The organism is Rhodocaloribacter litoris (genome assembly GCF_011682235.2).
In the GTDB taxonomy this organism is placed as follows: Bacteria; Bacteroidota; Rhodothermia; order Rhodothermales; family ISCAR-4553; genus Rhodocaloribacter; species Rhodocaloribacter litoris.
Window position 1 is genome coordinate 1865991 of sequence record NZ_CP076718.1, and the last position, 21843, is coordinate 1887833.

Annotated in this window: 19 protein-coding genes; 13 read left to right on the forward strand and 6 right to left on the reverse strand. The window is 68.1% G+C overall.

The features are described 5' to 3' along the window. Positions 1 to 120 precede the first annotated feature (120 nt). The 6 genes from GQ464_RS07665 (at position 121) to GQ464_RS07690 (ending at position 6021) form a co-directional block, all read left to right on the forward strand. Positions 121 to 681: a YeeE/YedE family protein gene (locus tag GQ464_RS07665; protein ID WP_166979935.1), complete on the forward strand. Its 561-nt coding sequence runs from the start codon at positions 121 to 123 to the stop codon at positions 679 to 681. Positions 682 to 694: 13 nt separating this feature from the next. After that, a complete protein-coding gene (locus GQ464_RS07670; protein WP_166979937.1) occupies positions 695 to 1183 on the forward strand; it encodes a DUF6691 family protein in 489 nt (162 codons plus the stop codon). Between the two features lie 42 nt (positions 1184 to 1225). Continuing rightward, a complete protein-coding gene (locus GQ464_RS07675; RefSeq protein WP_166979939.1) occupies positions 1226 to 2680 on the forward strand; it encodes an MBL fold metallo-hydrolase in 1455 nt (484 codons plus the stop codon). A 130-nt stretch (positions 2681 to 2810) separates the two neighbouring features. Beyond that, complete coding sequence (locus GQ464_RS07680; protein WP_166979941.1) at positions 2811 to 3596, forward strand: sulfite exporter TauE/SafE family protein; 786 nt, start codon at positions 2811 to 2813, stop codon at positions 3594 to 3596. Between the two features lie 175 nt (positions 3597 to 3771). Further along, positions 3772 to 4161, forward strand: coding sequence for a high-potential iron-sulfur protein (locus GQ464_RS07685; RefSeq protein ID WP_166979943.1), 390 nt, complete (start codon positions 3772 to 3774; stop codon positions 4159 to 4161). A gap of 123 nt (positions 4162 to 4284) precedes the next feature. Then, the gene (locus tag GQ464_RS07690; RefSeq protein ID WP_166979945.1) at positions 4285 to 6021 is read left to right on the forward strand and encodes a SulP family inorganic anion transporter; all 1737 of its coding nucleotides are present in this window, start codon (positions 4285 to 4287) and stop codon (positions 6019 to 6021) included. Between the two features lie 61 nt (positions 6022 to 6082). On the opposite strand, the gene rpmE is transcribed toward GQ464_RS07690, so the two are convergent. Beyond that, positions 6083 to 6292 (reverse strand): 50S ribosomal protein L31, encoded by a 210-nt coding sequence (gene rpmE / locus GQ464_RS07695; RefSeq protein WP_166979947.1) that lies wholly within the window; start codon positions 6290 to 6292, stop codon positions 6083 to 6085. A 354-nt stretch (positions 6293 to 6646) separates the two neighbouring features. Then, positions 6647 to 7951 carry a hypothetical protein gene (locus tag GQ464_RS07700; protein ID WP_166979949.1) on the reverse strand — a complete coding sequence of 435 codons (1305 nt, stop codon included), beginning with the start codon at positions 7949 to 7951 and terminating at the stop codon, positions 6647 to 6649. Between the two features lie 285 nt (positions 7952 to 8236). Between GQ464_RS07700 and GQ464_RS07705 the strand changes: the two genes are divergently transcribed. After that, positions 8237 to 8896, forward strand: a complete 660-nt coding sequence (locus GQ464_RS07705; protein ID WP_228350705.1) for an HAD-IA family hydrolase — start codon at positions 8237 to 8239, stop codon at positions 8894 to 8896. Between the two features lie 170 nt (positions 8897 to 9066). Here GQ464_RS07705 and GQ464_RS07710 read toward each other — a convergent pair whose 3' ends face one another. Next, positions 9067 to 9387 carry a nucleotidyltransferase domain-containing protein gene (locus GQ464_RS07710; protein ID WP_166979646.1) on the reverse strand — a complete coding sequence of 107 codons (321 nt, stop codon included), beginning with the start codon at positions 9385 to 9387 and terminating at the stop codon, positions 9067 to 9069. A gap of 218 nt (positions 9388 to 9605) precedes the next feature. On the opposite strand from GQ464_RS07710, the gene GQ464_RS07715 reads away from it, so the two are divergent. Continuing rightward, positions 9606 to 10277 carry a Dph6-related ATP pyrophosphatase gene (locus GQ464_RS07715; RefSeq protein ID WP_166979644.1) on the forward strand — a complete coding sequence of 224 codons (672 nt, stop codon included), beginning with the start codon at positions 9606 to 9608 and terminating at the stop codon, positions 10275 to 10277. 133 nt (positions 10278 to 10410) lie between these two features. Continuing rightward, positions 10411 to 11007, forward strand: coding sequence for a DJ-1/PfpI family protein (locus GQ464_RS07720; protein WP_166979641.1), 597 nt, complete (start codon positions 10411 to 10413; stop codon positions 11005 to 11007). Between the two features lie 82 nt (positions 11008 to 11089). Here GQ464_RS07720 and GQ464_RS07725 read toward each other — a convergent pair whose 3' ends face one another. The 3 genes from GQ464_RS07725 to GQ464_RS07735 all read right to left on the reverse strand — a co-directional run bounded on the left by GQ464_RS07725 (position 11090) and on the right by GQ464_RS07735 (position 16468). Next, the gene (locus GQ464_RS07725; RefSeq protein WP_228350706.1) at positions 11090 to 13111 is read right to left on the reverse strand and encodes a lytic transglycosylase; all 2022 of its coding nucleotides are present in this window, start codon (positions 13109 to 13111) and stop codon (positions 11090 to 11092) included. Between the two features lie 452 nt (positions 13112 to 13563). Beyond that, positions 13564 to 15117 (reverse strand): acyl-CoA carboxylase subunit beta, encoded by a 1554-nt coding sequence (locus tag GQ464_RS07730; RefSeq protein WP_166979637.1) that lies wholly within the window; start codon positions 15115 to 15117, stop codon positions 13564 to 13566. Between the two features lie 103 nt (positions 15118 to 15220). Next, complete coding sequence (locus GQ464_RS07735) at positions 15221 to 16468, reverse strand: hypothetical protein (RefSeq protein ID WP_228350707.1); 1248 nt, start codon at positions 16466 to 16468, stop codon at positions 15221 to 15223. Positions 16469 to 16999: 531 nt separating this feature from the next. Between GQ464_RS07735 and GQ464_RS07740 the strand changes: the two genes are divergently transcribed. The 4 genes from GQ464_RS07740 to GQ464_RS07755 all read left to right on the forward strand — a co-directional run bounded on the left by GQ464_RS07740 (position 17000) and on the right by GQ464_RS07755 (position 21829). Then, entirely contained in the window at positions 17000 to 19828 is a 2829-nt protein-coding gene (locus GQ464_RS07740; protein WP_166979634.1) for an FAD-dependent oxidoreductase, read from the forward strand. A 92-nt stretch (positions 19829 to 19920) separates the two neighbouring features. Then, the gene (locus GQ464_RS07745) at positions 19921 to 20430 is read left to right on the forward strand and encodes a hypothetical protein (RefSeq protein ID WP_166979632.1); all 510 of its coding nucleotides are present in this window, start codon (positions 19921 to 19923) and stop codon (positions 20428 to 20430) included. Between the two features lie 23 nt (positions 20431 to 20453). Next, complete coding sequence (locus tag GQ464_RS07750; RefSeq protein WP_166979630.1) at positions 20454 to 21137, forward strand: hypothetical protein; 684 nt, start codon at positions 20454 to 20456, stop codon at positions 21135 to 21137. Between the two features lie 32 nt (positions 21138 to 21169). Then, positions 21170 to 21829 (forward strand): DUF4386 family protein, encoded by a 660-nt coding sequence (locus GQ464_RS07755; protein ID WP_166979628.1) that lies wholly within the window; start codon positions 21170 to 21172, stop codon positions 21827 to 21829. The last annotated feature ends 14 nt before the right edge of the window (positions 21830 to 21843 follow it).

Consider the following 21843-nt stretch of genomic DNA (forward strand, 5'->3'; position numbering starts at 1 on the left):
AGTTTTGAACAAGAAAAATCCGGTGCTTTTCAGCCGGGAACCATATTACCAAACAGGAATTAACAGAACTTCGACAACACCCTGTCATTACAGGGAAATACAACCTGATGAGGCAGTGCCATGCTGGAAACACTCTCGCAACCCTGGCCCTGGTACGTGGCCGGCCCGCTGATCGGGCTGATCGTGCCGGCCCTGCTGCTGCTCGGCGGCAAGCAGTTCGGCATCTCGGCCAACCTGCGGCACCTCTGCGCCGCCACGCTGCCCGGCAAGCTCGACTTCTTCCGGTACGACTGGAAGCGGTCCGGGCTCTGGAACCTGACCTTCGCCGCCGGGATCGTGCTGGGCGGCTTTCTCGCCCACACGCTGCTCTACCACCCGGACCCCATCGCCATCTCGGAGGCGACGCGGGCGGACCTGGCCGCACTCGGCATCCGGGACTTCTCCGGGCTGGTGCCGTCGCAGGTCTTCAGCTGGTCCGGCCTGTTGACGGTGCCGGGCTTCATCCTGATCGTCGTCGGCGGCTTCCTGGTCGGCTTCGGTGCACGCTACGCCGGCGGGTGCACGTCGGGCCATGCCATCAGCGGGCTGGCCGACCTGCAGCTGCCCTCCCTGATCGCCGTCATCGGCTTCTTCATCGGCGGGCTCATCGCCACCCACCTGCTGCTGCCCCTCATCCTGTAAACCCGACCGAGCCATGAACTACACCGTCGAAGAAACCACCATCATCCCGGAAGGCGCGGCCGGTGAGGAGACGCCGAAGCGCCGCGTGGGGCTGCTCTGGTACCTGCTCCTCGGCGTCTACTTCGGGGTGGTGCTGACCAAGAGCGAAGTCATCTCGTGGTTCCGCATCCAGGAGATGTTCCGCTTCCAGAGCTTCCACATGTACGGCATCATCGGGGCCGCCGTCGTGGTGGCGGCGATCTCGGTGGCCCTGATCAAGAAGTACCGGATCCGGAGCCTCGAAGGCGAGGACATCTACATCCCGCCGAAAGAGCTGGGCAAGGGTTACCGGTACGGGATCGGCGGCATCCTCTTTGGCCTGGGCTGGGCCCTGACGGGCGCCTGCCCCGGGCCCCTCTTCGCGCTGGTGGGCAACGGCGTGCTGGTGATGACCGTGGCCATCCTCAGCGCCGTGCTGGGCACCTGGGCCTACGCCGCCCTGCGCCCCCGCCTGCCCCACTGACCTTTCGAAAAACGCAACCAATCGTCAACAAGAGGTCCGGCCATGTTATTCCGACAGATTTTCGACGAGAAGCTGGCTCAGTACGCCTACCTGATCGGCTGCCAGAAGACCGGGGAAGCCATCGTCATCGACCCCGAACGGGACATCGACCAGTACATCGCGCTGGCCGAGCAGGAGGGGCTCGAGATCGTGGCCGCCGCCGACACCCACATCCACGCGGACTACCTCTCGGGCCTGCGCGAGTTTGCCGAGCGCGGGGTGAAGGTCTACGCCTCGGACGAGGGCGACGCCGACTGGAAGTACGAGTGGCTCATCCACAGCGACAAATACGACTACCAGCTGCTCAGAGACGGCGACACGTTCCGCGTGGGCAACATCGAGCTGAAGGCCGTCCACACGCCGGGGCACACGCCCGAGCACCTGAGCTTCCTCGTCACCGACCTGGGCGGCGGGGCGGACGCGCCCATGGGCATCGTCACCGGCGACTTCGTGTTCGTGGGCGATCTGGGCCGCCCCGACCTGCTCGAGTCCGCCGCCGGCATCCAGGGGGCGATGGAGCCCTCGGCCCGCACGCTCTACCGCTCGGTGCAGCGCTTCCTGGAGCTGGACGACTACCTGCAGGTGTGGCCGGCCCACGGCGCCGGGAGCGCCTGCGGCAAGGCCCTGGGCGCCGTCCCCGAAACGACCGTCGGCTACGAGCGCCGCTTCAACGCCGCCATCCGCGCCGCGAAGGATGGTGAGCAGCCGTTCGTCGACTTCATCCTCGAAGGGCAGCCCGAACCCCCGATGTACTTCGCCCGGATGAAGCGCGACAACAAGCTCGGGCCGAAGGTGCTGGGCTCGCTCCCCAACCCGCGCCTGCTCACCCTGGGCGAGCTGCGGCGGCTGGCTGGTAACACCGACGTGGCCGTCCTCGACACGCGCATCGACCGCTCCGCCTTCATGAAGGGCCACCTCCCGGGCAGCCTCTACACGCCGTTCAACAAGACGTTCAACACCGTCGCCGGCTCGTACGTGGAGGAAGACATGCCGATCTACCTGATCATCGAAGAGGAGCATGTGGAGCAGGCCGTCCGCGACCTCGTCCGCATCGGGCTGGACCACATTGCCGGCTACGCGCCGCCGGCACTGCTGGCGACCTACGCCGAGCAGGGGGGCGAGCTGGCCTCCATCGAAGAGGTTTCCTTCGACGCCCTCGACGCGCTGAGGAAGCGGGACGACGTGGCGATCCTGGACGTGCGCGGACAGGCCGAGTTCCAGGCGGCGCACGTGCCCGACGCCTACAACATCGCGCACACGCGCCTGTGGGTGCGCCGCGATGAGGTGCCGGCGGGCAAGACGCTGGCCGTGCACTGCAAGACCGGCGGGCGCTCGGCCGTGGCCGCGGCGCTGCTGGCCCGCCTCGGGCACGACGTGATCTACGTCAACGGCAAGTTCGACGACTGGGCCGCCCGGCACGACGTTGCCGAGGGCGGCGAAATCCACGCCGTCGCCTGAGCCTTCCGGGGCGCCGGCGGGCCGGTCGGCCGGCGCTGTCCCCGTTTCCCTGAACCTCAATGCGGCGCGGGAGCCGCGGCCGGATCGCCACGCTGGCGGCCGGTGTGGGCTTTCCGTGTGCCTAGAAAATATGTGGATTGCCATCATCGGCGCCGTGCTGATCGGGTTGTCGCTGGGCCTGCTGGGCTCGGGCGGCAGCATCCTGACGGTGCCCGTCCTCATCTACCTCGTCGGCGAGCCGGACAAGGTCGCCATCGCCGAGAGCCTGGGCATCGTGGCGGCCATCGCGGCCGCGGGCGCCCTGCCCTACGCCCGGCAGCGTGCGGTCGACTGGCGTAGCGTCCTCTTCTTCGGCGTGCCGGGCATCGCCGGCACGTACGGTGGGGCGTGGCTCTCGCAGTACGTCTCCGGGGCCGTGCAGCTCGTCCTCTTCGCCGCGGTGATGCTGCTGGCCGCCGTGCTGATGTACCGGCACAGCCGGCCCACGGCGGCCCCGCCCCTGGCCGCGGCAGGCATCCAGGCCACGCACGCCGCCTGGAAGATCATGCTCGAAGGCATCGGTGTGGGCATCCTGACCGGCCTCGTCGGCGTCGGCGGCGGCTTCCTGATCGTCCCGGCGCTCGTGCTGCTGGGCGGGCTCGACATGCGTCGGGCCGTGGGGACCAGCCTGGTCATCATCGCCCTCAAGAGCGTGGCCGGCTACCTGAAATACCTGGACGTGCTGGCGGCTTCCGGCCTGTCGGTCAACTGGGAGGTCGTCGGCCTCTTCGCCGCCGTCGGCATCGCCGGCTCGTTCGCCGGCAACTGGCTCGGCACCCGTATCCCGCAGAACCGGCTCCAGCGCGGCTTCGCCGTCTTCCTCGTCGGGATGGGACTCTGGATCCTGTACCAGAACATCGGACAGCTGACCGGTTGAACGAAAAGTGCCCGGATCACGGCCCCGCCGGTACACGGCAGCGGGCCGCAAAATTGGCCGGTCCGGCCGTGCAGGGAGCAGAAAAAGTGCGCGGGGATAATTATACTTCCTCCGGGTGCCTTTCCCACGCAGGCACCCGGAAGCATGTTCTTCCCACCAAACACGCGGTACGACAATGTCTGAAAAATCCCTGAACCGGCGCGACTTTCTGCTGCGCCTCTCGGCGCTGGGCGCTCTCACGGCCGGCTCCGGCAGCCTGCTGGCGGCCTGTGGCGGCGGGCAGCAACAGCCCGGTGGCGAAACCGGAGCCGCCGAAACGCCCGCCACGGCCACAGCCGGCTGCAACGACCTCTCCGGCCTCTCGGAAGCAGACCGGGCGCAGAGCCAGCAGATGCGCCAGAGCCTGCAGTACGTGGACGAATCGCCCGTCGAAGGCAAGGTGTGCTCGAACTGCGCGCTCTGGATCGAGCCGGAGCCCGGCGCGGCCTGTGGCGGCTGTACCCTCATCAAGGGTCCCATCTCGCCGAACGGCTACTGTACCTCCTGGGCCCCCAGGCAGGCATGACCCGTATCCGGTGACGGGGGTGCCGGGTCCGCCGCGATCCGGTACCCCCGTTCCCCCGCTCCGCGACGGGCCGGGTTGTTCCGGGAAGCGCCGTTCCGACGGGATGCGCCCGGCCGAAGCGACATGTCGTCTCTGAACCTGAAGAAGTATCTCTTCTGCCTCACATGGCTTCCCGGATACGGGCGGGAGGACCTCCGGGGTGATCTGGTGGCCGGTTTGACGGTCGGGGTGATGCTGGTTCCACAGGGGATGGCCTACGCCCTGCTGGCCGGCCTGCCGCCGATCTACGGTCTCTATGCCTCTTTCGTCCCGCTGCTCATCTATCCGATCTTCGGCACGTCCCGGCACCTGGCCTTTGGTCCCATCGCCATCGACATGCTGATCGTGGCGGCGGGGCTGGGCCTGATCGTCGCGCCCGGCTCACCGCGCTACGTCGAGCTGGCGATCCTGCTGGCGGCGATGGTGGGCACCTTGCAGCTCCTGATGGGGATCGCCCGGCTGGGCTTCCTCGTGAACCTGCTTTCCCGGCCCGTCATCACCGGCTTCACCGCAGCGGCGGCCCTCATCATCGCCTGCAGCCAGCTCGGCAACCTGCTCGGGGTGTCCCTGCCGTCGTCCCAGCACCTCCACACGCTGCTCTGGGCTGCCCTCCGGCACCTGGCCGACTGGCATATGCCCACGCTGGGCCTGGGTGCCGGTGCCGTCCTGGTGATCGTCTTGCTCCAGCGGCGGCTGCCGGCCGTCCCCGGACCGCTCGTGGCCGTGGTCCTCGGCACGCTGCTCGCCTGGGGCCTCCGTCTCGACCGGAACGGCGTCGAGGTGGTCGGCGCCATCCCCACGGGCCTGCCCGGCTTTCAGGTCCCCTCCTTCGACCTGACCGCCGCCCGGCTGCTGCTGCCGACGGCCGTCACGCTGGCGCTGGTGCAATTCATGAACGTCGTCTCGCTGGGCAAGGTCTTCGCCGCGAAACACCGCTACACGATCCGGCCCAACCGGGAACTGGTCGCGCTCGGGCTGGCCAACCTGGGCGGGAGCTTCTTCCGGAGCCCGCCGGTCTCAGGCAGTTTCTCACGCACCGCCGTGGGGGCCCACGCCGGGACCCGGACGGCCCTGGCGAACGCCGTGGCCGCGCTCGTCATCGCCCTCACCCTCCTCTTCCTGACCCCGCTCTTCTTCTACCTCCCCATCCCCATCTTCGCCGCCATCATCATGGTGGCCGCCCTCGGCTTGATCGACGTGAACGAGCTGCGCTTTCTCTTCCGCGCCAAACGCATCGACGGCTACATCGCCGTGCTGACGTTCCTGGCCACCCTGTTCATCGGCATCCAGGAAGGCGTGCTCATCGGGGTGGGGGCCTCGGTGGCCGCCGTCATGTACCGCATCAGCCGCCCCAACGTGGCCGAACTCGGACACCTGCCCGGCACCCGCTCCTTCCGCGACCTCCAGCGGCATCCCGACGCCCGGCCCATCGCGGGCATCCTCCTCCTGCGCATCGACGCCTCCTTCTCCTTCGCCAACGCCGAATACCTGCGCGACCTGATCCTCGCACGCAGCGAGAAAGACGAACGCATCCGGGCCATCGTCCTCGACGCCAGCAGCGTCAACGACCTCGACCTGACCGCCGCGTCCGTGCTGCGCTCGGTGGCGGAAACCCTGCAGGCACGCGGCCTCGAACTCTACCTGGCCGGCGTCAAAGGCCCGGTGATGGACGTCATCACCCGCACCGGCCTGGACGTGCTCATCGGCCGGGATCACTTCTTCCTCAGCCCGCACCGGGCCGTGAAGCACCTGCTTACCCGGTGGGGCACCTCGGCCGGCTACCTCGAGGCAGTGCCGGGAGAACAGACCCCTTCCGAATAGACATGCAAAAAGGGCGACCCGCCGCAGCGCATCGCCCTCGCTGAAACCGTTTCGGAGCGCGTCACGACTTTTTGCCGTAGCGCCGCATGAACTTCTCGACGCGACCCGCCGTGTCCACGTACTGCCGGCGGCCGGTGTAGAACGGGTGGTTCGTCGAATCCACCTCGGAGACGTAGGTGTCCGTCTTCAACGTCGAGCGGGTCTGGAACGTGGTGCCGTCGGCCAGGCGCACGGTGATCAGCTTGTATTCGGGATGCAGGTCCTTTTTCATGGTCCCCTTCGGCGTTTATCGTCAGGCGTGGTTCTTCCGGAAAAAGTGTCGAAGCATAAGCTACGCCGTTGAAAACCTCAAGTTTCCCCCGCGTCGTTTCGCGGAGGTTTCACGCGCGCCCCCCGCGGCTCCCTTCACGGGTGCGCCCCAACCACCGACGGCACGCCCGGGCCGAAGCCCGCGGCTACAGGCTACAACCCGGTAGCCGCACCCTTCACGGGTGCGCCTCAACCATCGCCGGTACGCCCGGGCTAAAGCCCGCGGCTACAGGCTACAACCCGGTAGCCGCATCCTTCACGGGTGCGCCACTACCACCGCCGGCACGCCCGGGGTAAAGCCCGCGGCTCCCGCGCCTCACCCTTCGGGAGCGGTCAGATCCGAGGGCAGGCGGGGCGAAGACAGCAGCTCGGCGAAGACGGCCCACCGGCGGTCCGGGTCGCCGCCGGCGCGGGCCTCCACGTAGGCGCGGACGAGGTCCTGCCCCAGGTTGTAGTTGATGACGTAGCTCCGGTACGTGTCGATGAAGCGGACGCGCTGGCGGGCCCGCTCGGGGGTCATGAGGGCGTAGGTCGTCAGGAAGCGGGCGGCCGCGTCGGCGTCGATCTCGCCGTTGAGGTAGCGGCGGGCGGCCTCGTTGCCGGCGTAGCTGAGCCGGGCCACGCGTTCCTGCACGGCGGCATAGTCGGCGGCCCGGGACGGGTCGAGGCCGGCCAGCGGGTAGAGCACGTCGCGCTCGAAGGCCAGCCGCTCCTCACCCGGGAAGGCCACGTCGATGCCGTAGTTGGCGCTCCCCTCGGCGATGAGCGACTGCGGGCTGAAGAGTGGGTAGACGGAGAACTCCATCCACCCCCGCTCGCGGACGAGGTGCTGCTCGAGCAGGGCGTTGTAGACGTGGTGCCCCGGGTAGCCCTCGTGCGCCGCCAGGTCGATGGCGCGGTCGATGTAGATGGGCAGGTCGGTGTTGATCTGGATGAGGCTGTGGGCGTCGCCCTGGTACCAGTTGTACCCGCTCCAGGGCTTGTCCGTCACGTACTCGAGCACGAAGCGCTCCTGCGGGGGCAGGGCGATGTGGGCCTTCGTGCGGCGCCGCGCCTCGGCGATGGCCGTGGTGAAGACCGTGTCCAGCCGTTCGGGCGGGATGATGAAGGCCGCGCGGAAGCGGGCGTAGCGCTCGGTGAGCGGGCCGTCGCCGGGGAGGAGGCCGTCGAGCTCGTCGAGGATGGCCTGGAAGTGGCTTTCGGGGTAGGTGGGGGGCGCGGCGTCGTAGAGGGCCTTCGCCTCCTCGTCGAACGTGAACGTCCGGCCGCGCAGCATGTCCACGCGGGCGGCGACGGCCCGGAGCTGGGTGGTCAGGTAGCGGTGGCGCAGGCGGAGCATCTCGTCGGCCCCCTCCACGTCGACGGCCCCCAGGCGGGCCTGCAGGGCCTCGGCCTCGGCTGCCAGCGCGTCGAGCGGGCGGACGGCGGCCTCGGCCTCCTCGCGCCAGGCGGCGGGGCCATAGTACGCATCCACATAGGCGTCGTCGTGCTGCCCCACGGCCAGCACCAGCTTCACGTAGGCTTCGGCGATCTCGTTCATGGCGTCGTTCGGGTCGGCGGGCGGGCGGCAGGCGGGCACCATCAGGACCAGCAGGCACAGCCTGCAGAGGGCGCGGTACATCGGCTCGGGCGGTTGGTTTCGGAAAAAGGGAAGGTACGAGATGTTTCGGCTCCGGGGTAGGCCCGGCGGGTGCCATCCGCAAGAAGGCGGCCTGAGCAACTTCTCCCACGCCCGGCGGCGAGGACGTTGCATCCTCCCCACGTCCACACATCCATCCAACCACACATCCACCCAACCATACATCCACACATCCATACATCCACACATCCACCCAATCACCCCCCGGCACCTTTTCCCCGCCGCCGGGTACGAACGACGTCCGTCCCCCCCTGCCCGTTGTTGCCCATGCCCGCCTGGACCTGTGACGCCCTCCTGTTCGACCTCGACGGGGTGCTGGTGGATTCGCACGCGGTCATCGAGCGGCACTGGCGGCGGTGGGCCGCCCGGCACGGGGTCGATGAGGAGGCGCTCCTGCGCGACTTCCACGGCCGGCGCATGGTGGACCTCATCCGGCGGCACGCCCCCCACCTGAACGCCGAAGTCGAGGCGGCGCGGCTCGCCCGCGAGGAGGGGCTGGACACCGACGGCGTGCGGGCCTTCGCGGGCGCGGCGGAGCTGCTCCGCGCCCTCCCCGCAGGCGCCTGGGCCGTGGTCACCTCGGGCAACCGCCTCACGGCCACCACGCGCCTGCGCCACACGGGCCTGCCCTGGCCCCGGGTGCTGGTGACAGCGGACGACGTGCGGCGCGGCAAGCCCGACCCGGAGCCCTACCTCCGCGCCGCCGAAGCCCTCGGCGTGGCCCCCGGCCGCTGCCTCGTCCTCGAAGACGCCCCCGCCGGCATCGACGCCGCGAAGGCCGCCGGCATGACCGCGCTCGCCCTCACCACCACCCATCCGCCCGGCGCCTTTCCCCATGCCGACGCCGTGGCCCGCCGCCTGGCCGACCTCCGGGTGCACCCCGACGACGCCGGCCGCCTGCGCGTCACGCTCGATGCCCCCGTGTGAACGCCGGGATCACCCGCTTCCTCACCGGCCGAAACCATCGGGCAGGATGGAACCTCTTCGTGCCTCTGTGCCTTCGTGGCCCATAATCCTCCGTCCCCGATCCGTATGCCTCCGTCTGCCACGATAAACCGGCATCACGCCCTGACAAAGCGCCCTGTGATGCCGCTCCGTCATAGCTCAATGCCCTCTTGCCGGACGGCCTGCATCAGGGGGTGCCCCGGATCCTCAAAGGCAGCTACGTCGAACGGCTGGATCGAGACATCCTCGCCGTACCGGGTGAGCAGCCGCACCTGCAGGGGAGCCAACCGCTTGAGTTCACGCACCGGCTCCACCGCTCCGCGAAGCACGGCCAGCAGATCCACGTCGCTGGCGGGGTGAGCCTCGCCCCGGGCCTGCGAACCGTATAAAATGACATGAACCAGCCGATCCCCGTACAGGTCCACCAGCGCCTGACGGGCCTCTTCGAGGGCGGCACGAAGCGTCGGTCTCATGGCCACGCAAGAATGAATGGGGGCGGCTCTTTTCACGTCGTCCTCCGGCCCGTGTTTCTCCCCCAAACGGACGCGTCACGCTCGATGCCCTCGTGTGAACGCCAGAATCACTCGCTTCCTCACCGGCCGAAACCATCGGGCAGACCGGAACCTCTTCGTGCCTCTGTGCCTTCGTGGCCCATAATCCACCGTCCGCGATCCGTACGCCTCCGTCTGCCATGACCCCGAAGAACACCCTGTTGTGGTGGAGCAGCGGTAAGGACAGCGCGTGGGCGTTGCACGTGCTCCGCCGCCGGCCCGACGTGACCGTCTCCGGGCTCGTCACCACCGTGAACCGCGCCTTCGACCGCGTGGCGATGCACGGCGTCCGCCGCGAGCTCGTCGAGGCGCAGGCGCGCGCCGCCGGGCTGCCGCTCCACATCGTCCCGATCCCCCACCCCTGCACCAACGCCGACTACGAGGCCGCCGTCCGCGCCTTCGTCGAGCACATCCGTCCCCTCGGCGTCACCCACATGGCCTTCGGCGACCTGTTCCTCGAGGACGTGCGGGCCTACCGCGAAGCCCTCTTCGACGGCACCGGCCTGGACCTCCTCTTCCCCCTCTGGGGCGAGCCCACCGACCGCCTCGCCCGCACCATGGTGGACGCGGGCCTGCGGGCCGTGCTCACCTGCGTCGACCCCCGCGCCCTCGACCCCGCCTTCGCCGGCCGCCGGTACGACCACGCCCTCCTCGATGCCCTCCCCGCCACCGTGGACCCCTGCGGCGAGCGGGGCGAGTTCCACACCTTCGCCTGCGAAGGCCCCATGTTCGCCGCCCCGATTCCCGTCCGCACGGGAACCACCGTCACCCGCGAAGGATTCGTTTTTACGGATGTGGTGTGTGCCTCATAGTGCGTATTTCGTAGTGCGTATTTCGTAGTGCGTAGAACAGAATCTTTACGCACTACGCACTACGCATTACGCACTACGCACTACACACTCGTCACCCTTTCACGCTCACCCAAACCAACAGGGAGGTACTGCCATGGCCAAAAAGATTCTCATGCTCGTGGGCGACTTCGTAGAGGATTACGAAGTGATGGTGCCGTTCCAGGCGCTGCAGATGGTGGGCCACACGGTGCACGCGGTCTGCCCCGGGAAGAAGGCCGGTGAGACGGTGAAGACGGCCGTGCACGACTTCGAGGGCGACCAGACGTACACCGAGAAGCGGGGCCACAACTTCACGCTCAATGCCACCTTCGACGAGATCGACGAGCGGGCGTATGACGCGCTCGTGATCCCCGGCGGGCGGGCGCCCGAGTACATCCGCCTGAACGACCGGGTGCTGGAGATCGTCCGCCACTTCGACCGGGCGGGCAAGCCCATCGCGGCCATCTGCCACGGCGCGCAGGTGCTGGCCGCCGCCGGCGTGCTCCAGGGCAAGCGCTGCTCGGCCTACCCCGCCGTCGGCCCGGACGTGACGCGCGCCGGCGGCACCTACGCCGACATCCCCGTCGATCAGGCCGTGACCGACGGCCACCTGGTGACGGCTCCGGCCTGGCCCGCCCATCCCGCCTGGCTGGCGCAGTTCCTCAAGGTGCTCGGCACCCGGATCGAGCACGAAGAGGCCGTCGCCGCCTGAACGGCCCGGTCCTTTTCCCGCAAAAAGGAAAGCCTGCCTTCCGCGTGGGTGGCAGGCTTTCCTGTATTGGCAAGCGCTGCGTTCAGCGCTGCACGGTCAGTTCCTGGCCGGGATAGATGGTGCTGCCGCGCAGGTTGTTCCACTGCTTCAGGTCGCTGATGGAGACGCCGTAGCGGCGGGCGATCTCGTCGAGCGTGTCGCCGCGCTGGACGCGGTGGGTCACCGGGCCGGAGCCGCCGGGGTAGATGGTCAGGCGCTGGCCGGTGCGAATGCGGGTGCCGCGCAGGTCGTTCCATTGCTGGAGCTGGCGTATCGAGACGCCATACCGGGCGGCGATTTCGCTCAGGGTGTCGCCGCTGCGCACGCGGTAGGTGATCTTCTCCGGCCTGTCGGGCTCGGGCTCGTCCGCCGGCGGGTTGGCCGTGTAGATCGACAGCCGCTGGCCGACGCGGATGGTGTTGCCGCGCAGGTTGTTCCACCGCTTCAGGTCGGCCACCCAGACGTTGTACCGGTCCGCGATTTCGATGAGGGTGTCCCCCCGGCGCACGGTGTAGACGATGCGCGTCGGGCCAGCGGGTTTCTCCTCGACGCTTTTTTCGCGTGCGGGTGCAGGGGCCGGTGCGCTGGTCTTCACGATGGGCGTGGTCTGCACCGGCCGGGAGGTCGTTGCCCGGGCGAGGGTTCCGCTGGCGGTTGTGAGGGGGCGAAGCGCATACGTGCCGTAGTCGACCGTCACGACGTCCGCCTCGGCCAGTTCCGGCCGGGGCAGGTCGCTCTGGTACTGCGGCACCGGCACCACCAGGCGTTGCCCGATGTGGATGCGCGTGGTCTTCAGGCCATTGTCCGCCATGAGCTGGCGCACGCTCGTGCCATACTGGGCGGCGATCTTGCCGAGCGTGTCGCCGCGGCGGACCACGTATTCCCCGGCCGTCAGGAAGGCATCCTCCGGCAGGTTTTTGTAGCCTTCGGCGAAGCGCTCGTACGTGCCGAGGGGAAGGCGGAGGTAGTAGGGCTCGGTCGAGGGGGGCAGGCTGTTGCGGCGCAGTTCCGGGTTGAGGGCCCGCAGCAGGTTGACGTCGGTGCCGGCCAGCTCGGCCAGGGTACTCAGGCGGATGGCGCCCTGCACCGGCACGTAGTGATAGGCATAGCGCGGGCCCGGTTGTGCCGGTTTCAGCCCGAACGCATCCGGGTTGGAGGCCATGAGGGCCGTCGCGATGAACATCGGCACGTAGTTGCGCGTCTCGCGAGGCAGGTAGGGGTACATGTCCCAGAAGGTGGGTTTTCGCCCGGTCCGTTCCTCGGCCTGCCGCATGGCCCGTCTGATGCAGCGCGGGCTACAGTTGTAGGCGGCCAGCGCAATGTGCCAGTCGCCGTACTCCCGGTAGAGGTCGCGCAGGTGGCGGGCGGCGGCCCGGGTGGCCTTCTCCGGGTCCATCCGCTCATCCACCCAGGCATCGACGTGGAGGCCGTAGGCGCGCCCGGTGGCCGCGATGAACTGCCACATGCCCACGGCCTGCGCCCAGCTCCGCGCCCGCGGGTTGAGCCCGCTCTCGATCATCGCCAGGTATTTCAACTCGTCGGGCACGCCTTCTTCGGCCAGGATCTGTTCGATCATCGGGAAATACGTCTCGGCCCGGCTGAGCCACTGGTGGATGTGCCGGTCCGGCTCCCGGCGCAGGTAGGCGATGGAGGATTCGACGAGCCGGTTCATCGTCATCGGAATGACGGCCTCGATCGGGCGCAGGTTCGGGATGACAACGTCTTCCAGGAGCGGCTCGTCCAGCTCGTTGAGCAGGGCGAACACCTCGGCACGGAGCTCGAAGATGCTGCCGTAGGGCAGGGTCAGCGTGTCCGTGGGACCGTAGTACCGCTCATACTCGGCCACGAGCGTGCGGTAGAGCTCCTGAAAGCGCGGGCGTTCCAGAATGCCGGGATGCCGCAACAGCGCGGCCAGTTCGGTCATGGCCGTCGAGAGCAGCGACTCGGTCCGCTCGAGGTCGCCTTCGGCCTGGGCCCGCAGCAGATCCGACTGGTACCCGTAGATCCGTGCGAGCCGGTGCAAGATCTGGGCCTCGGACAGGGTGTCCGAAAGCGCGAAGAGCATCGGATGGGAGATGAAGGAAGAGGCGACGGGATCGGGGGGCAACACGCTGGCCCGCTGATCGGAGCCAGGGGCAACCTGAGACGTCGGCTGGCCCGATGCCGGCACAAACAGGGCACTGGACAAGCCTACCAGCAAGACGAGAAGCAGCAGTCGGCGCACAGGATCTCTCTCTCGGGTGAATGAACGGAAACGGACGACAATAGGTGCTGAGGTCAGTTAAAGCGATACCTTACCTGCACGGGGCTTTCGGGCTCCACGATAGTAACTTTGATCCTCATTTACAAGACCATGTCCCGGCCTTGCCTTCCGGTTCGGGGCCCGGACCGGTCCGAAGAGGGTATCGGGCCGGATCCGCACCGGTTAAGCAGGCCCCGCGAAAGTGTGGAAGATCCTGAAAAATTCGCAGTTCGCAGCTCCGGCCCGGCCGTCTTCCATCTTGCCCCGGCCGGCCGTCACAGCGGGATGTTGCCATGCTTCTTCCGGGGGTTGTGGACGACCTTGTTTCTGAGCATCCCCAGTCCCCGGATGAGCCGCTGCCGCGTCGTGCGCGGCTCGATCACGTCGTCGATGTAGCCGTATTCGGCCGCCACGTACGGGTTGGCAAACTTTTCCCGGTACTCCGCGATGAACCGCTCGGCGGCGGCGTCCGGGTCGTCGGCGGTTTCGATCTGCCGGCGATAGATGATCTCGACGGCCCCTTTGGGTCCCATCACGGCGATCTCGGCCGTGGGCCAGGCGAAGTTCAGGTCGCCGCGGATGTGCTTCGAGTTCATCACGTCGTAGGCCCCGCCGTAGGCTTTCCGCGTGATGACGGTGATCTTCGGGACGGTGGCCTCGCAGAAGGCGTAGAGCAGCTTGGCCCCGTGCCGGATGATGCCGCGCCACTCCTGGTCGGTGCCGGGCAGGAAGCCGGGCACGTCTTCGAAGACGATGAGCGGGATGTTGAACGCGTCGCAGAAGCGCACAAAGCGGGCGCCCTTGATGGAGGTGTTCAGGTCCAGCACGCCGGCCAGCACGGCCGGGTTGTTGGCCACGATGCCGACCGAGCGACCGCCCAGGTGGGCGAAGCCGACGATCAGGTTGGGGGCATAGTCGGCGTGGATCTCGAAGAAGCGGCCGTCGTCGACGATGCGGGTGATGACCTCGCGCATGTCGTACGGCTTGTTCGGGTTCTCCGGGACGATCGTGTCCAGCTCCGGGTCGGCGCGGCCGGCGGGGTCGCCGGTGGGCACGAACGGGGGCGTGTCCTCACAGTTCGAGGGGATGTAGTGCATGAGCTCCCGGATTTTCAGGAGGCAATCCACGTCGTTGGCGCAGGCCATGTGGGCCACGCCGCTCTTGGAGGCGTGCGTGTCCGCCCCGCCGAGTTCCTCGAACGTCACGTCTTCCTGCGTCACCGTCTTGACCACGTTGGGGCCGGTGACGAACATGTAGCTGGTGTTCTTGACCATGAAGACGAAATCCGTGATGGCGGGGCTGTAGACGGCCCCGCCCGCACACGGCCCCATGATGGCGGAGATCTGCGGGACGAGCCCCGAGGCGAGCGTGTTGAGCAGGAAGATGTCCGCATAGCCGCCGAGGGAGACGACGCCCTCCTGGATGCGGGCGCCGCCGGAGTCGTTCAGCCCGATGATCGGCGCGCCGTTCTCCATGGCCAGCTTCATGATCTTGACGATCTTGGAGGCGTGCGCCTGCCCGAGCGAGCCGCCGAAGACGGTGAAGTCCTGGCTGAAGACGTAGACGAGGCGGCCGTGGATGGTACCGTAGCCGGTGACGACCCCGTCGCCGTAGGGCCGGTTCTGGTCCAGGTCGAAGTCGCGGCACTGGTGGCGCACGAACATGCCCAGTTCCTGGAACGAGCCTTCGTCGAGGAGCACGTCGAGGCGCTCGCGGGCCGTGAGCTTGCCTTTTTCGTGCTGCCGGGCGATGCGTTTTTCGCCGCCGCCCTGGAGGGCCTCGGCCCGGCGACGTTCGAGGTCGGCGAGGAGCGGATTCGTCGGCTTCATGAAGGCATGCGGGATCGGTGCGAAGAACGGCGAACCGGGCCGCCGGAGCGGCTGCCGGGCGGGAGCAATCTAACGCCCGCGGCGGACAAACAGAAGGGCGGCCTCAATCGCGCTCACCGCCCCGGTAGCGGGCTTCCACGGCATTGGTGAAGGCGATGGCGGGGGGGCTGTAGATGTTGACCTGATGGGCCTTGAACACGTCCCGGGCGATGATCTGCGAGGCCTGCGTCCAGGTCGGCGCGGCATAGAGGCGCCGCAGCACCTGCTCGTACGCCTCTGCCGAGCCGGAGAAGAGATGGTTGATGAAACGTTCCCGTTCCAGGTGGGCGTCTTCGCCGAGGATGGCCTTCTCGATGGCCGTCAGGTCGGCTCCGCCGGCGTCGAGGTTGGTGCGAAAGCGCATCCACAGCGGGACGGCCTCCGGGTCGGGCGTCCCGGGGGGCGGGCCGGCGCCGGGGGCCGGCGTGCCTTCCGGGGCCGGCATGAACCTTTTCCACAGCGGCACGACCTCTTCGTCGCCCGGGGCCGGCTCCTTTGCCCCGGCCGTCCCGGCAGGTCCGGGAGCCGGGGGAGGCTCCGGCCCGGCCGCCTTCTGCTTCGCCTCCGACGCAATGAGGCGGTGCAGCGTCGCCTCGTCGACGTGCTCGACGCCCTCCCGGACCAGCGCCTCCAGCCGTGCGGCGATGGCGGCGGCGCCCTTCTCCTCGAAGAAGGGCTGTAACACTTCCACCGGCACCTCCAGCCCGTCCGGCGTCCGGCGGCCCGTCATGCGCAGGAGCGGCTCGAGCAGCGTCAGCCACTGGTCCGCGTTGTAATCCGAGGTCATCTGCTGGTCGACCCGGTGGAGCAGTTCGGCAAAGCGGGTGCGTGTGATGTCCACCGCCCCCTTGCGTTCGAAGTAAGCCTCCACGGCGGCGCGCAGGTAGGGGTAGGCGGCAAAATAGCCGAGGCGCCGGTAGACGATGTGAGCGGGCAGGGGCCCTTCTTCGTCATTGAAGACGAACGCAATGAGGGTGCCGGTCGGATGCACGAGGTAGGAGGTCACCCGGTGCACGGCCTGCCGCAGCGTGCGCTCCCACTCCGCCTGCGGGATCCGGGCGTGTTCCCGTAACGCTTCCGCCAGCCTGCCATAGGCCTCCTGCACGGCCGGATGGTCGTAATCGAACCAGGGCGACCGCACCGTGCGGAGCTGTTCCATCTCGAGTTCGAAACGCCGCTGTAACGTCTGCACCAGGAAATGGGCTACGAGCGTCGGCATCGGCGCACGTTCGAAATCCACCCGGGCATAGGCCCGTTCGGGCGGAAACGCACGGAGCAACTGCTGAAAGAGGGCTTCGGCAAAACGGTGCATCGACATACCCGGAGGATGGCGCGCGTCCCGGACGCGCTTGCGATTCGGGGTTGACGTCTTGAGCGACGGGAACGGCCACCGGACCCGCAACGGGGTCTTCGAGGCCGGCTGTGGAAGTATGTCAAAACGCGAAAGCCCGGCCTTGCGTTTCCCGGCACGGCCGTGTGCCCCGCCGGAACGTCCCCGACCGGCCACGAAAGTTTTCCCCGGAGCAGGTTTTACCTTTTGTTAAATTATTGATTACCTTGGCTGCGAATCGTGCCGACCGGTCAAGGCCTTCGGGTACTATTCGAGAAGGAAATCGTCGTTCCGCCGTTCTCTTGCGCCGTAGGCCCCGTTGCTTTTCCCGGGGTGCCGCCCGCCCGGCCTGCGTTTTTCGCGGCTCGTTTCTTTGTTCGCCGTCCGGCCCGTTGCCGGTCGAACGGGGGGTGAAACCGAAACTTTCACGACGCCGTGCCGCACGCCCGGCGTGCCCTGTGCCGCTTCGCACCGGTCCCGGGCCGGTGAGATCCATCGACGGGGGTCCTCTCCATGTCTTCCATCGCCCCAGAGAAGCTGCTGCGCGGCGTGCTCCGCCTGCTGGCCGTGGCCTATTTCGTGAGTGCCCTCGCCACGCTCGCCGGCCCGCTGATCGTACCGCTCCGGCCGTTTTTCGGCGCCTTGCCTTTCGTGGCGAACGCGGTGGCGCTGGACGTGTCGCTGATGGCGCTGTGTCTCTACGCCGCCGCCAACCTGCCGGTGCGGGCGGCGCTGGTCCGGCTCGTCGCCGGCGCACAGGGCCTGGCCGTGGTGGTGACCGCCGCGTTTCTCCTCCTGGCCGACCCGGCCAAGCGGGTGCTGTGGTTGCTGCTGATCGGCGCGCACGCGGGCGCGGGCCTGCTCGTGCTGGTGGCGTACCTGCGCTATCGCCGGAGCGCCCCGCCCGCACCGGCCGCTGCCCTACCGGGCAACCTGACCCTGGCCGAGCGTCGCATGCGGGGCCTGCTCATCGCCACCGGACTGCTGCTCGGGGTGGCCGCGGTCTACTACGCCGCCGGCCCGTTCCTGGGCTATGCCGAACGGTTCTTCCGGCGGCTGCCGTTCGTAGCCGCTTCGGCGGTGAAGGCCGGCACGCTGGCGGTGCTGTGTTTCCACATCGCCCGCGACCTGCGCCGGAACCTGTCCCTCACCGGCATTCTGATTGCCGCCTACATCGCCTCGGCCCTGGCCCTTCTCCTCTACGCCGCCTTCGCCGACACGGGCGGCACCCTGCCCTACGCCGGGTGGAGCTTCGAGGTGGAAGCCCTCGTGTGGGGCTCTTTCCTGCTGTCCACCGGCTTCGTGGTCCTCGTGTTCATCCTCTACCTGGCCGCCTACACGGCCCGCTACCGCCTCGCCTTCTTCCGCCCGATGGAATACCGCACGTTGCAGGCCCTGGCCGACGTGGTGGTGCACGGCGAAGACGAGGCCATCCCGCCCGAAGACGTGGCCCGCAACGTGGAGCGCTACATTCGCAACATCAACGCCCGGCGGCGGTGGGTGCACCGGATCGTCCTCTTCTCCCTCCACCTCCATCCCCTCCTCTACTTCAAACCTCCTTTTCCCGAACTCTCCTCCGAGGAACGCCTGCGCCACCTGAAGCGGCATTTCTACCGCGACGTGCTGTTCAAGGCCATGCCCGACGTCTACCGGCAGCTCGTGCAGGCCATGATCCGCGTGGCGAAGCAGCTCACCTACGTCGGCTACTACAACGACCCGCGGGTGCATCCGGGCATCGGCTACCGGCGCTTCTCCGAACGAGAACGGTACGGGACGCTGCCGATTCCGCCGAAGCGGGAACACCCGCTCGACGTGGACACGCCGGACCGGGTACGGAAGGACGTGCTCGAAACCGACGTGTGCATCGTCGGGAGCGGGGCCGCCGGCGCCGTGCTCGCCTACCGCCTGGCCGAACAGGGCCGCTCGGTGCTCGTCGTCGAGCGGGGCCGGTACGTCCAGCCGAAGGACTTCACCGAGGACGAGGTGGACATGATCGGCAAGCTGTACGCCGACGGCGTCTTCCAGCAGACGCGCGACTTCCGCTTCACGGTGCTGCAGGGAAGCTGCGTGGGCGGCACCACCGTGGTCAACAACGCCGTCTGCTTCGACCCGCCCGAGCACGTGGTCGACCACTGGAACGGCGCCTGGCAGGCCGGCCTCGACAAGAACGCCCTTTACGACGCCGCCCGCCTCGTCCGGGACTGGCTGCCCATCCGTCCCATGCGGGCGGACCGCGTCCGGCTCAACCCCTCCTTCCCCCTCTACCTCGACGGCCTTGCCAGATCGGGCCTGGGCTATGCGGCCGACGTCGTCGACGCCAACATCCTGGTGAGCGATCCGGAGGCGGGCGTCGCGGGATGCTTCGGTTGCGGCTACTGCAACATCGGTTGCGCCTTCGGCAAGAAGCTCTCGATGCTGGACACGGTGCTGCCCTGGGCCCAGCGCGACTTTCCCGGCCGGGTGCGGATTCTCTCCGAATGCGAGGTGGTTCGCCTGCGGGCACGCAGCGGCACGCCGAAGCAGGTCGTCGACCTGCGGGCCCGGTATCCGGACGGGCGGAAACTGACCATCCGGGCGAAAACGTACGTGCTGGCGGCCGGCGCGGTGGCCTCGCCGTTCCTGCTGCTGCGCAGCGGCATCGCCCGCGACCTGCCCGTCGGGCGTCACGCCAGCTTCAACATGGGCGCCCCCCTCACGGCCGAGTTCGACCGCACGCTCAACGCCTACGACGGCCTGCAGATCTCCCACTACGGCCTGCCGCCCGGCCTCCAGCAGGCCGGCTTTGTGTACGAGACGTGGTGGAATCCGGCCGTCTCGCAGGCGATCAACATGCCGGGGTGGTTCGAGGACCATTACGAGAACATGCGCCGCTACGGGCAGATGATGGCCGTGGGCGTGCTCGTCGGGACGAAGTCGAACGCGCGTGTGGTGCCGGCCCTCACCGGCGGCGCGGACATCTCCTACACGCCCGATCCCGAAGACATGCACCGGCTGGCCACAGGCCTCAAAAACCTCGGCCTGCTGCTCTTTGCCGCCGGCGCCCGGCGCGTGCTGGTCAACACCTGGCGCTACCACGCCTACACGGACGCGGACCGCTTCGCCCGCGAGATCCTGGACGTGGCCGGCGACGCCCGGATGATGACGCTCGGCACCGGGCACCCCCAGGGGGGCAACGCCCTCAGCGCCGACCCCCGGCGGGGCGTCGTCGGCCCGGACTTCCGCGTCCACGGCTTCGACAACCTGTATCTCTGCGACGCCAGCGTCTTCCCGACCAGCCTCACCGTCAATCCCCAGCTGACGGTGATGGCCCTGGCCCAGTATGCCGCCGGGCGCATCGGGTGAGCGGCCGGCGTCCGCCTGTTTCTTTGAACGGCGCACGGAGGCCGCAGCCGTGCCGGTCCGTGTGTGCCCCGGTACATCACTCCCCCTGTCCCATGCCCGACTACACCGTCACACCGCTGCGCGTCTTTGGCCTGCTCGTCTTCTATGCGGCGCTCTTCGTGGTCATCCGCCTGCACAAGCGGCGCATCGAGCCGGCCGAGCGCAAGACGTTCTTCGTCATCGGCGGCACGTGGGCCGTCTCGGTTTTCATCGCCAACTATCTGCTCTACCTGGCCGGGTTCATGAGCTTCCTGCCGTGGATCAACAACTTCATGCACACCTTTCTCTGGATCGGTCTCTGCCTGACGTTCCTTTACCTGGGCATCCGGGAGGACCACCCCATGGCGGTGCAGTTCATCGTGTTTGCCACGTTCAGCCTCATCGTGAAGTATGCCGAGCAGTTGCTCTTCGGCACGTGGGATCACGACCATTTCTTCCACCTTTTCCGGGGTAATTTCGCCTATGTGCTCGGCTGGTCGCTGGCCGACGGGCTCTATCCTCCGATCACGTTTTACGGCCTGCGGCTGCTCTCGCGGTTCGTGCCGGGTCTCATTGCATCTTGATCTCAACATTGATGCTTCACACGATGCCTTCTTCTCGCAACGCGGCGCTGGTACGGATCGGCGGGTGGTTCGCGCTGATCGTGGCGGCGATGCAGGTCGCCGGCAACGGGCTGCACCCGCCCATCCCGGCGGATACGGACGCGGCCCTCACCCTGATCGCCGGCACCGGGCGCTGGCCCGTCATCCACGTGATCATCACCGTGTCGTACTTCGCCTTCATCCCGTTCGTCCTCGGCGTGGCGGCTTCGTTCCCTGCGCCGGGCTGGCCGGTACGGATCGGCACGGTGTTCGTCATCGCCGGGGCGGCCATCGGGGCGGTGCAGATCCTCACCCACCTGACCCTGTTCCGCTTCGTCGCCGAGGTGTACGTGAGCGGGGAGGCGGCACTGCGCAGCGAGGCGGTCCTTCTCTATGAAACGTTCTGGCCCTACAGCACGGGTCTGGAGGTGGCGCACCTGGTGCTCATCTTCGTGGCCGTGGGGCTGTTCGGCGTGGCGATGCTGCGGACCCCGCGCTACCGGCGCTGGATCGCCCTCCTCGGCCTCTTCGCCGGCGGCGTGGCGACGGCAGGGGTGCTCGTGGGCAAGTTTGTCGTCCACGGGGCGACGGGCGGGCTGATCTTCGGCTTGAGCCTGCTGCCGCTGATCGTGTGGATCGTGGCCGTCGGCATCGTGCTGATCCGCGCGCGACCTGCGCCGGCCTTCTGAACCCGCTTTTCCTCATCCTTCCGGAACAAGCCATGGCAGACAGAACCCTGATCAAGATCGGCGGGTGGAGCGCGCTGGTGGTGGCGCTGATGCAGGTCGCCGGCAACGGGCTGCACCCGCCCATCCCGGGGGACACGCGGGCGGCACTCGAGCTCATCGCCCGCACCGACCTCTGGGGCGTCGTCCACCTGATCGTGACCGTCTCGTACTTCGTCTTCATCCCGTTCGTCCTCGGCGTGGCGGCTTCGTTCCCCGAGCGAGGCTGGCTGGTACGGATCGGCACGGTGTTCGTCATCGTCGGGGCAGCCATCGGGGCAGTGCAGATCCTCACCCACCCGACCGTCTTCAAACACCTGGCGGATACGTACGTGGTGGCCGACGCCGCGCTGCAGGAGCGGGTGGTCTTCCTCTACGACGCCTACTGGCCCTACAGCGTGATGCTGGAGGTGGCGCACCTGGTGCTCATCTTCGTGGCCGCCGTGCTGTTCGGCGTGGCGATGCTGCGGACCCCGCGCTACCGGCGCTGGATCGCCCTCCTCGGCCTCTTCGCCGGCGGCGTGGCGACGGCGGGCATCCTCGTCAGCAAGTTTGTCATCGTCTCACAGACGGGTGACCTGATCTTCGGCTTGAGCCTGCTGCCGTTGATCGTGTGGATCGTGGCCGTCGGCATCGTACTGATCCGCGCGAAATAGCGCCGGGTGTTCCT

Coding starts and splice junctions, on each gene's coding strand:
- GQ464_RS07715 (WP_166979644.1), top strand. CDS start 9,606: ATGACCCCGAAGAACACCCTGTTGTGGTGGAGCAGCGGTAAGGACAGC.
- GQ464_RS07670 (WP_166979937.1), top strand. CDS start 695: ATGAACTACACCGTCGAAGAAACCACCATCATCCCGGAAGGCGCGGCC.
- rpmE (WP_166979947.1), bottom strand. CDS start 6,292: ATGAAAAAGGACCTGCATCCCGAATACAAGCTGATCACCGTGCGCCTG.
- GQ464_RS07700 (WP_166979949.1), bottom strand. CDS start 7,951: ATGTACCGCGCCCTCTGCAGGCTGTGCCTGCTGGTCCTGATGGTGCCC.
- GQ464_RS07755 (WP_166979628.1), top strand. CDS start 21,170: ATGGCAGACAGAACCCTGATCAAGATCGGCGGGTGGAGCGCGCTGGTG.
- GQ464_RS07705 (WP_228350705.1), top strand. CDS start 8,237: ATGCCCGCCTGGACCTGTGACGCCCTCCTGTTCGACCTCGACGGGGTG.
- GQ464_RS07730 (WP_166979637.1), bottom strand. CDS start 15,117: ATGAAGCCGACGAATCCGCTCCTCGCCGACCTCGAACGTCGCCGGGCC.
- GQ464_RS07665 (WP_166979935.1), top strand. CDS start 121: ATGCTGGAAACACTCTCGCAACCCTGGCCCTGGTACGTGGCCGGCCCG.
- GQ464_RS07740 (WP_166979634.1), top strand. CDS start 17,000: ATGTCTTCCATCGCCCCAGAGAAGCTGCTGCGCGGCGTGCTCCGCCTG.
- GQ464_RS07725 (WP_228350706.1), bottom strand. CDS start 13,111: ATGCTCTTCGCGCTTTCGGACACCCTGTCCGAGGCCCAGATCTTGCAC.
- GQ464_RS07690 (WP_166979945.1), top strand. CDS start 4,285: ATGTCGTCTCTGAACCTGAAGAAGTATCTCTTCTGCCTCACATGGCTT.
- GQ464_RS07680 (WP_166979941.1), top strand. CDS start 2,811: ATGTGGATTGCCATCATCGGCGCCGTGCTGATCGGGTTGTCGCTGGGC.
- GQ464_RS07745 (WP_166979632.1), top strand. CDS start 19,921: ATGCCCGACTACACCGTCACACCGCTGCGCGTCTTTGGCCTGCTCGTC.
- GQ464_RS07750 (WP_166979630.1), top strand. CDS start 20,454: ATGCCTTCTTCTCGCAACGCGGCGCTGGTACGGATCGGCGGGTGGTTC.
- GQ464_RS07675 (WP_166979939.1), top strand. CDS start 1,226: ATGTTATTCCGACAGATTTTCGACGAGAAGCTGGCTCAGTACGCCTAC.
- GQ464_RS07685 (WP_166979943.1), top strand. CDS start 3,772: ATGTCTGAAAAATCCCTGAACCGGCGCGACTTTCTGCTGCGCCTCTCG.
- GQ464_RS07735 (WP_228350707.1), bottom strand. CDS start 16,468: ATGCACCGTTTTGCCGAAGCCCTCTTTCAGCAGTTGCTCCGTGCGTTT.
- GQ464_RS07710 (WP_166979646.1), bottom strand. CDS start 9,387: ATGAGACCGACGCTTCGTGCCGCCCTCGAAGAGGCCCGTCAGGCGCTG.
- GQ464_RS07720 (WP_166979641.1), top strand. CDS start 10,411: ATGGCCAAAAAGATTCTCATGCTCGTGGGCGACTTCGTAGAGGATTAC.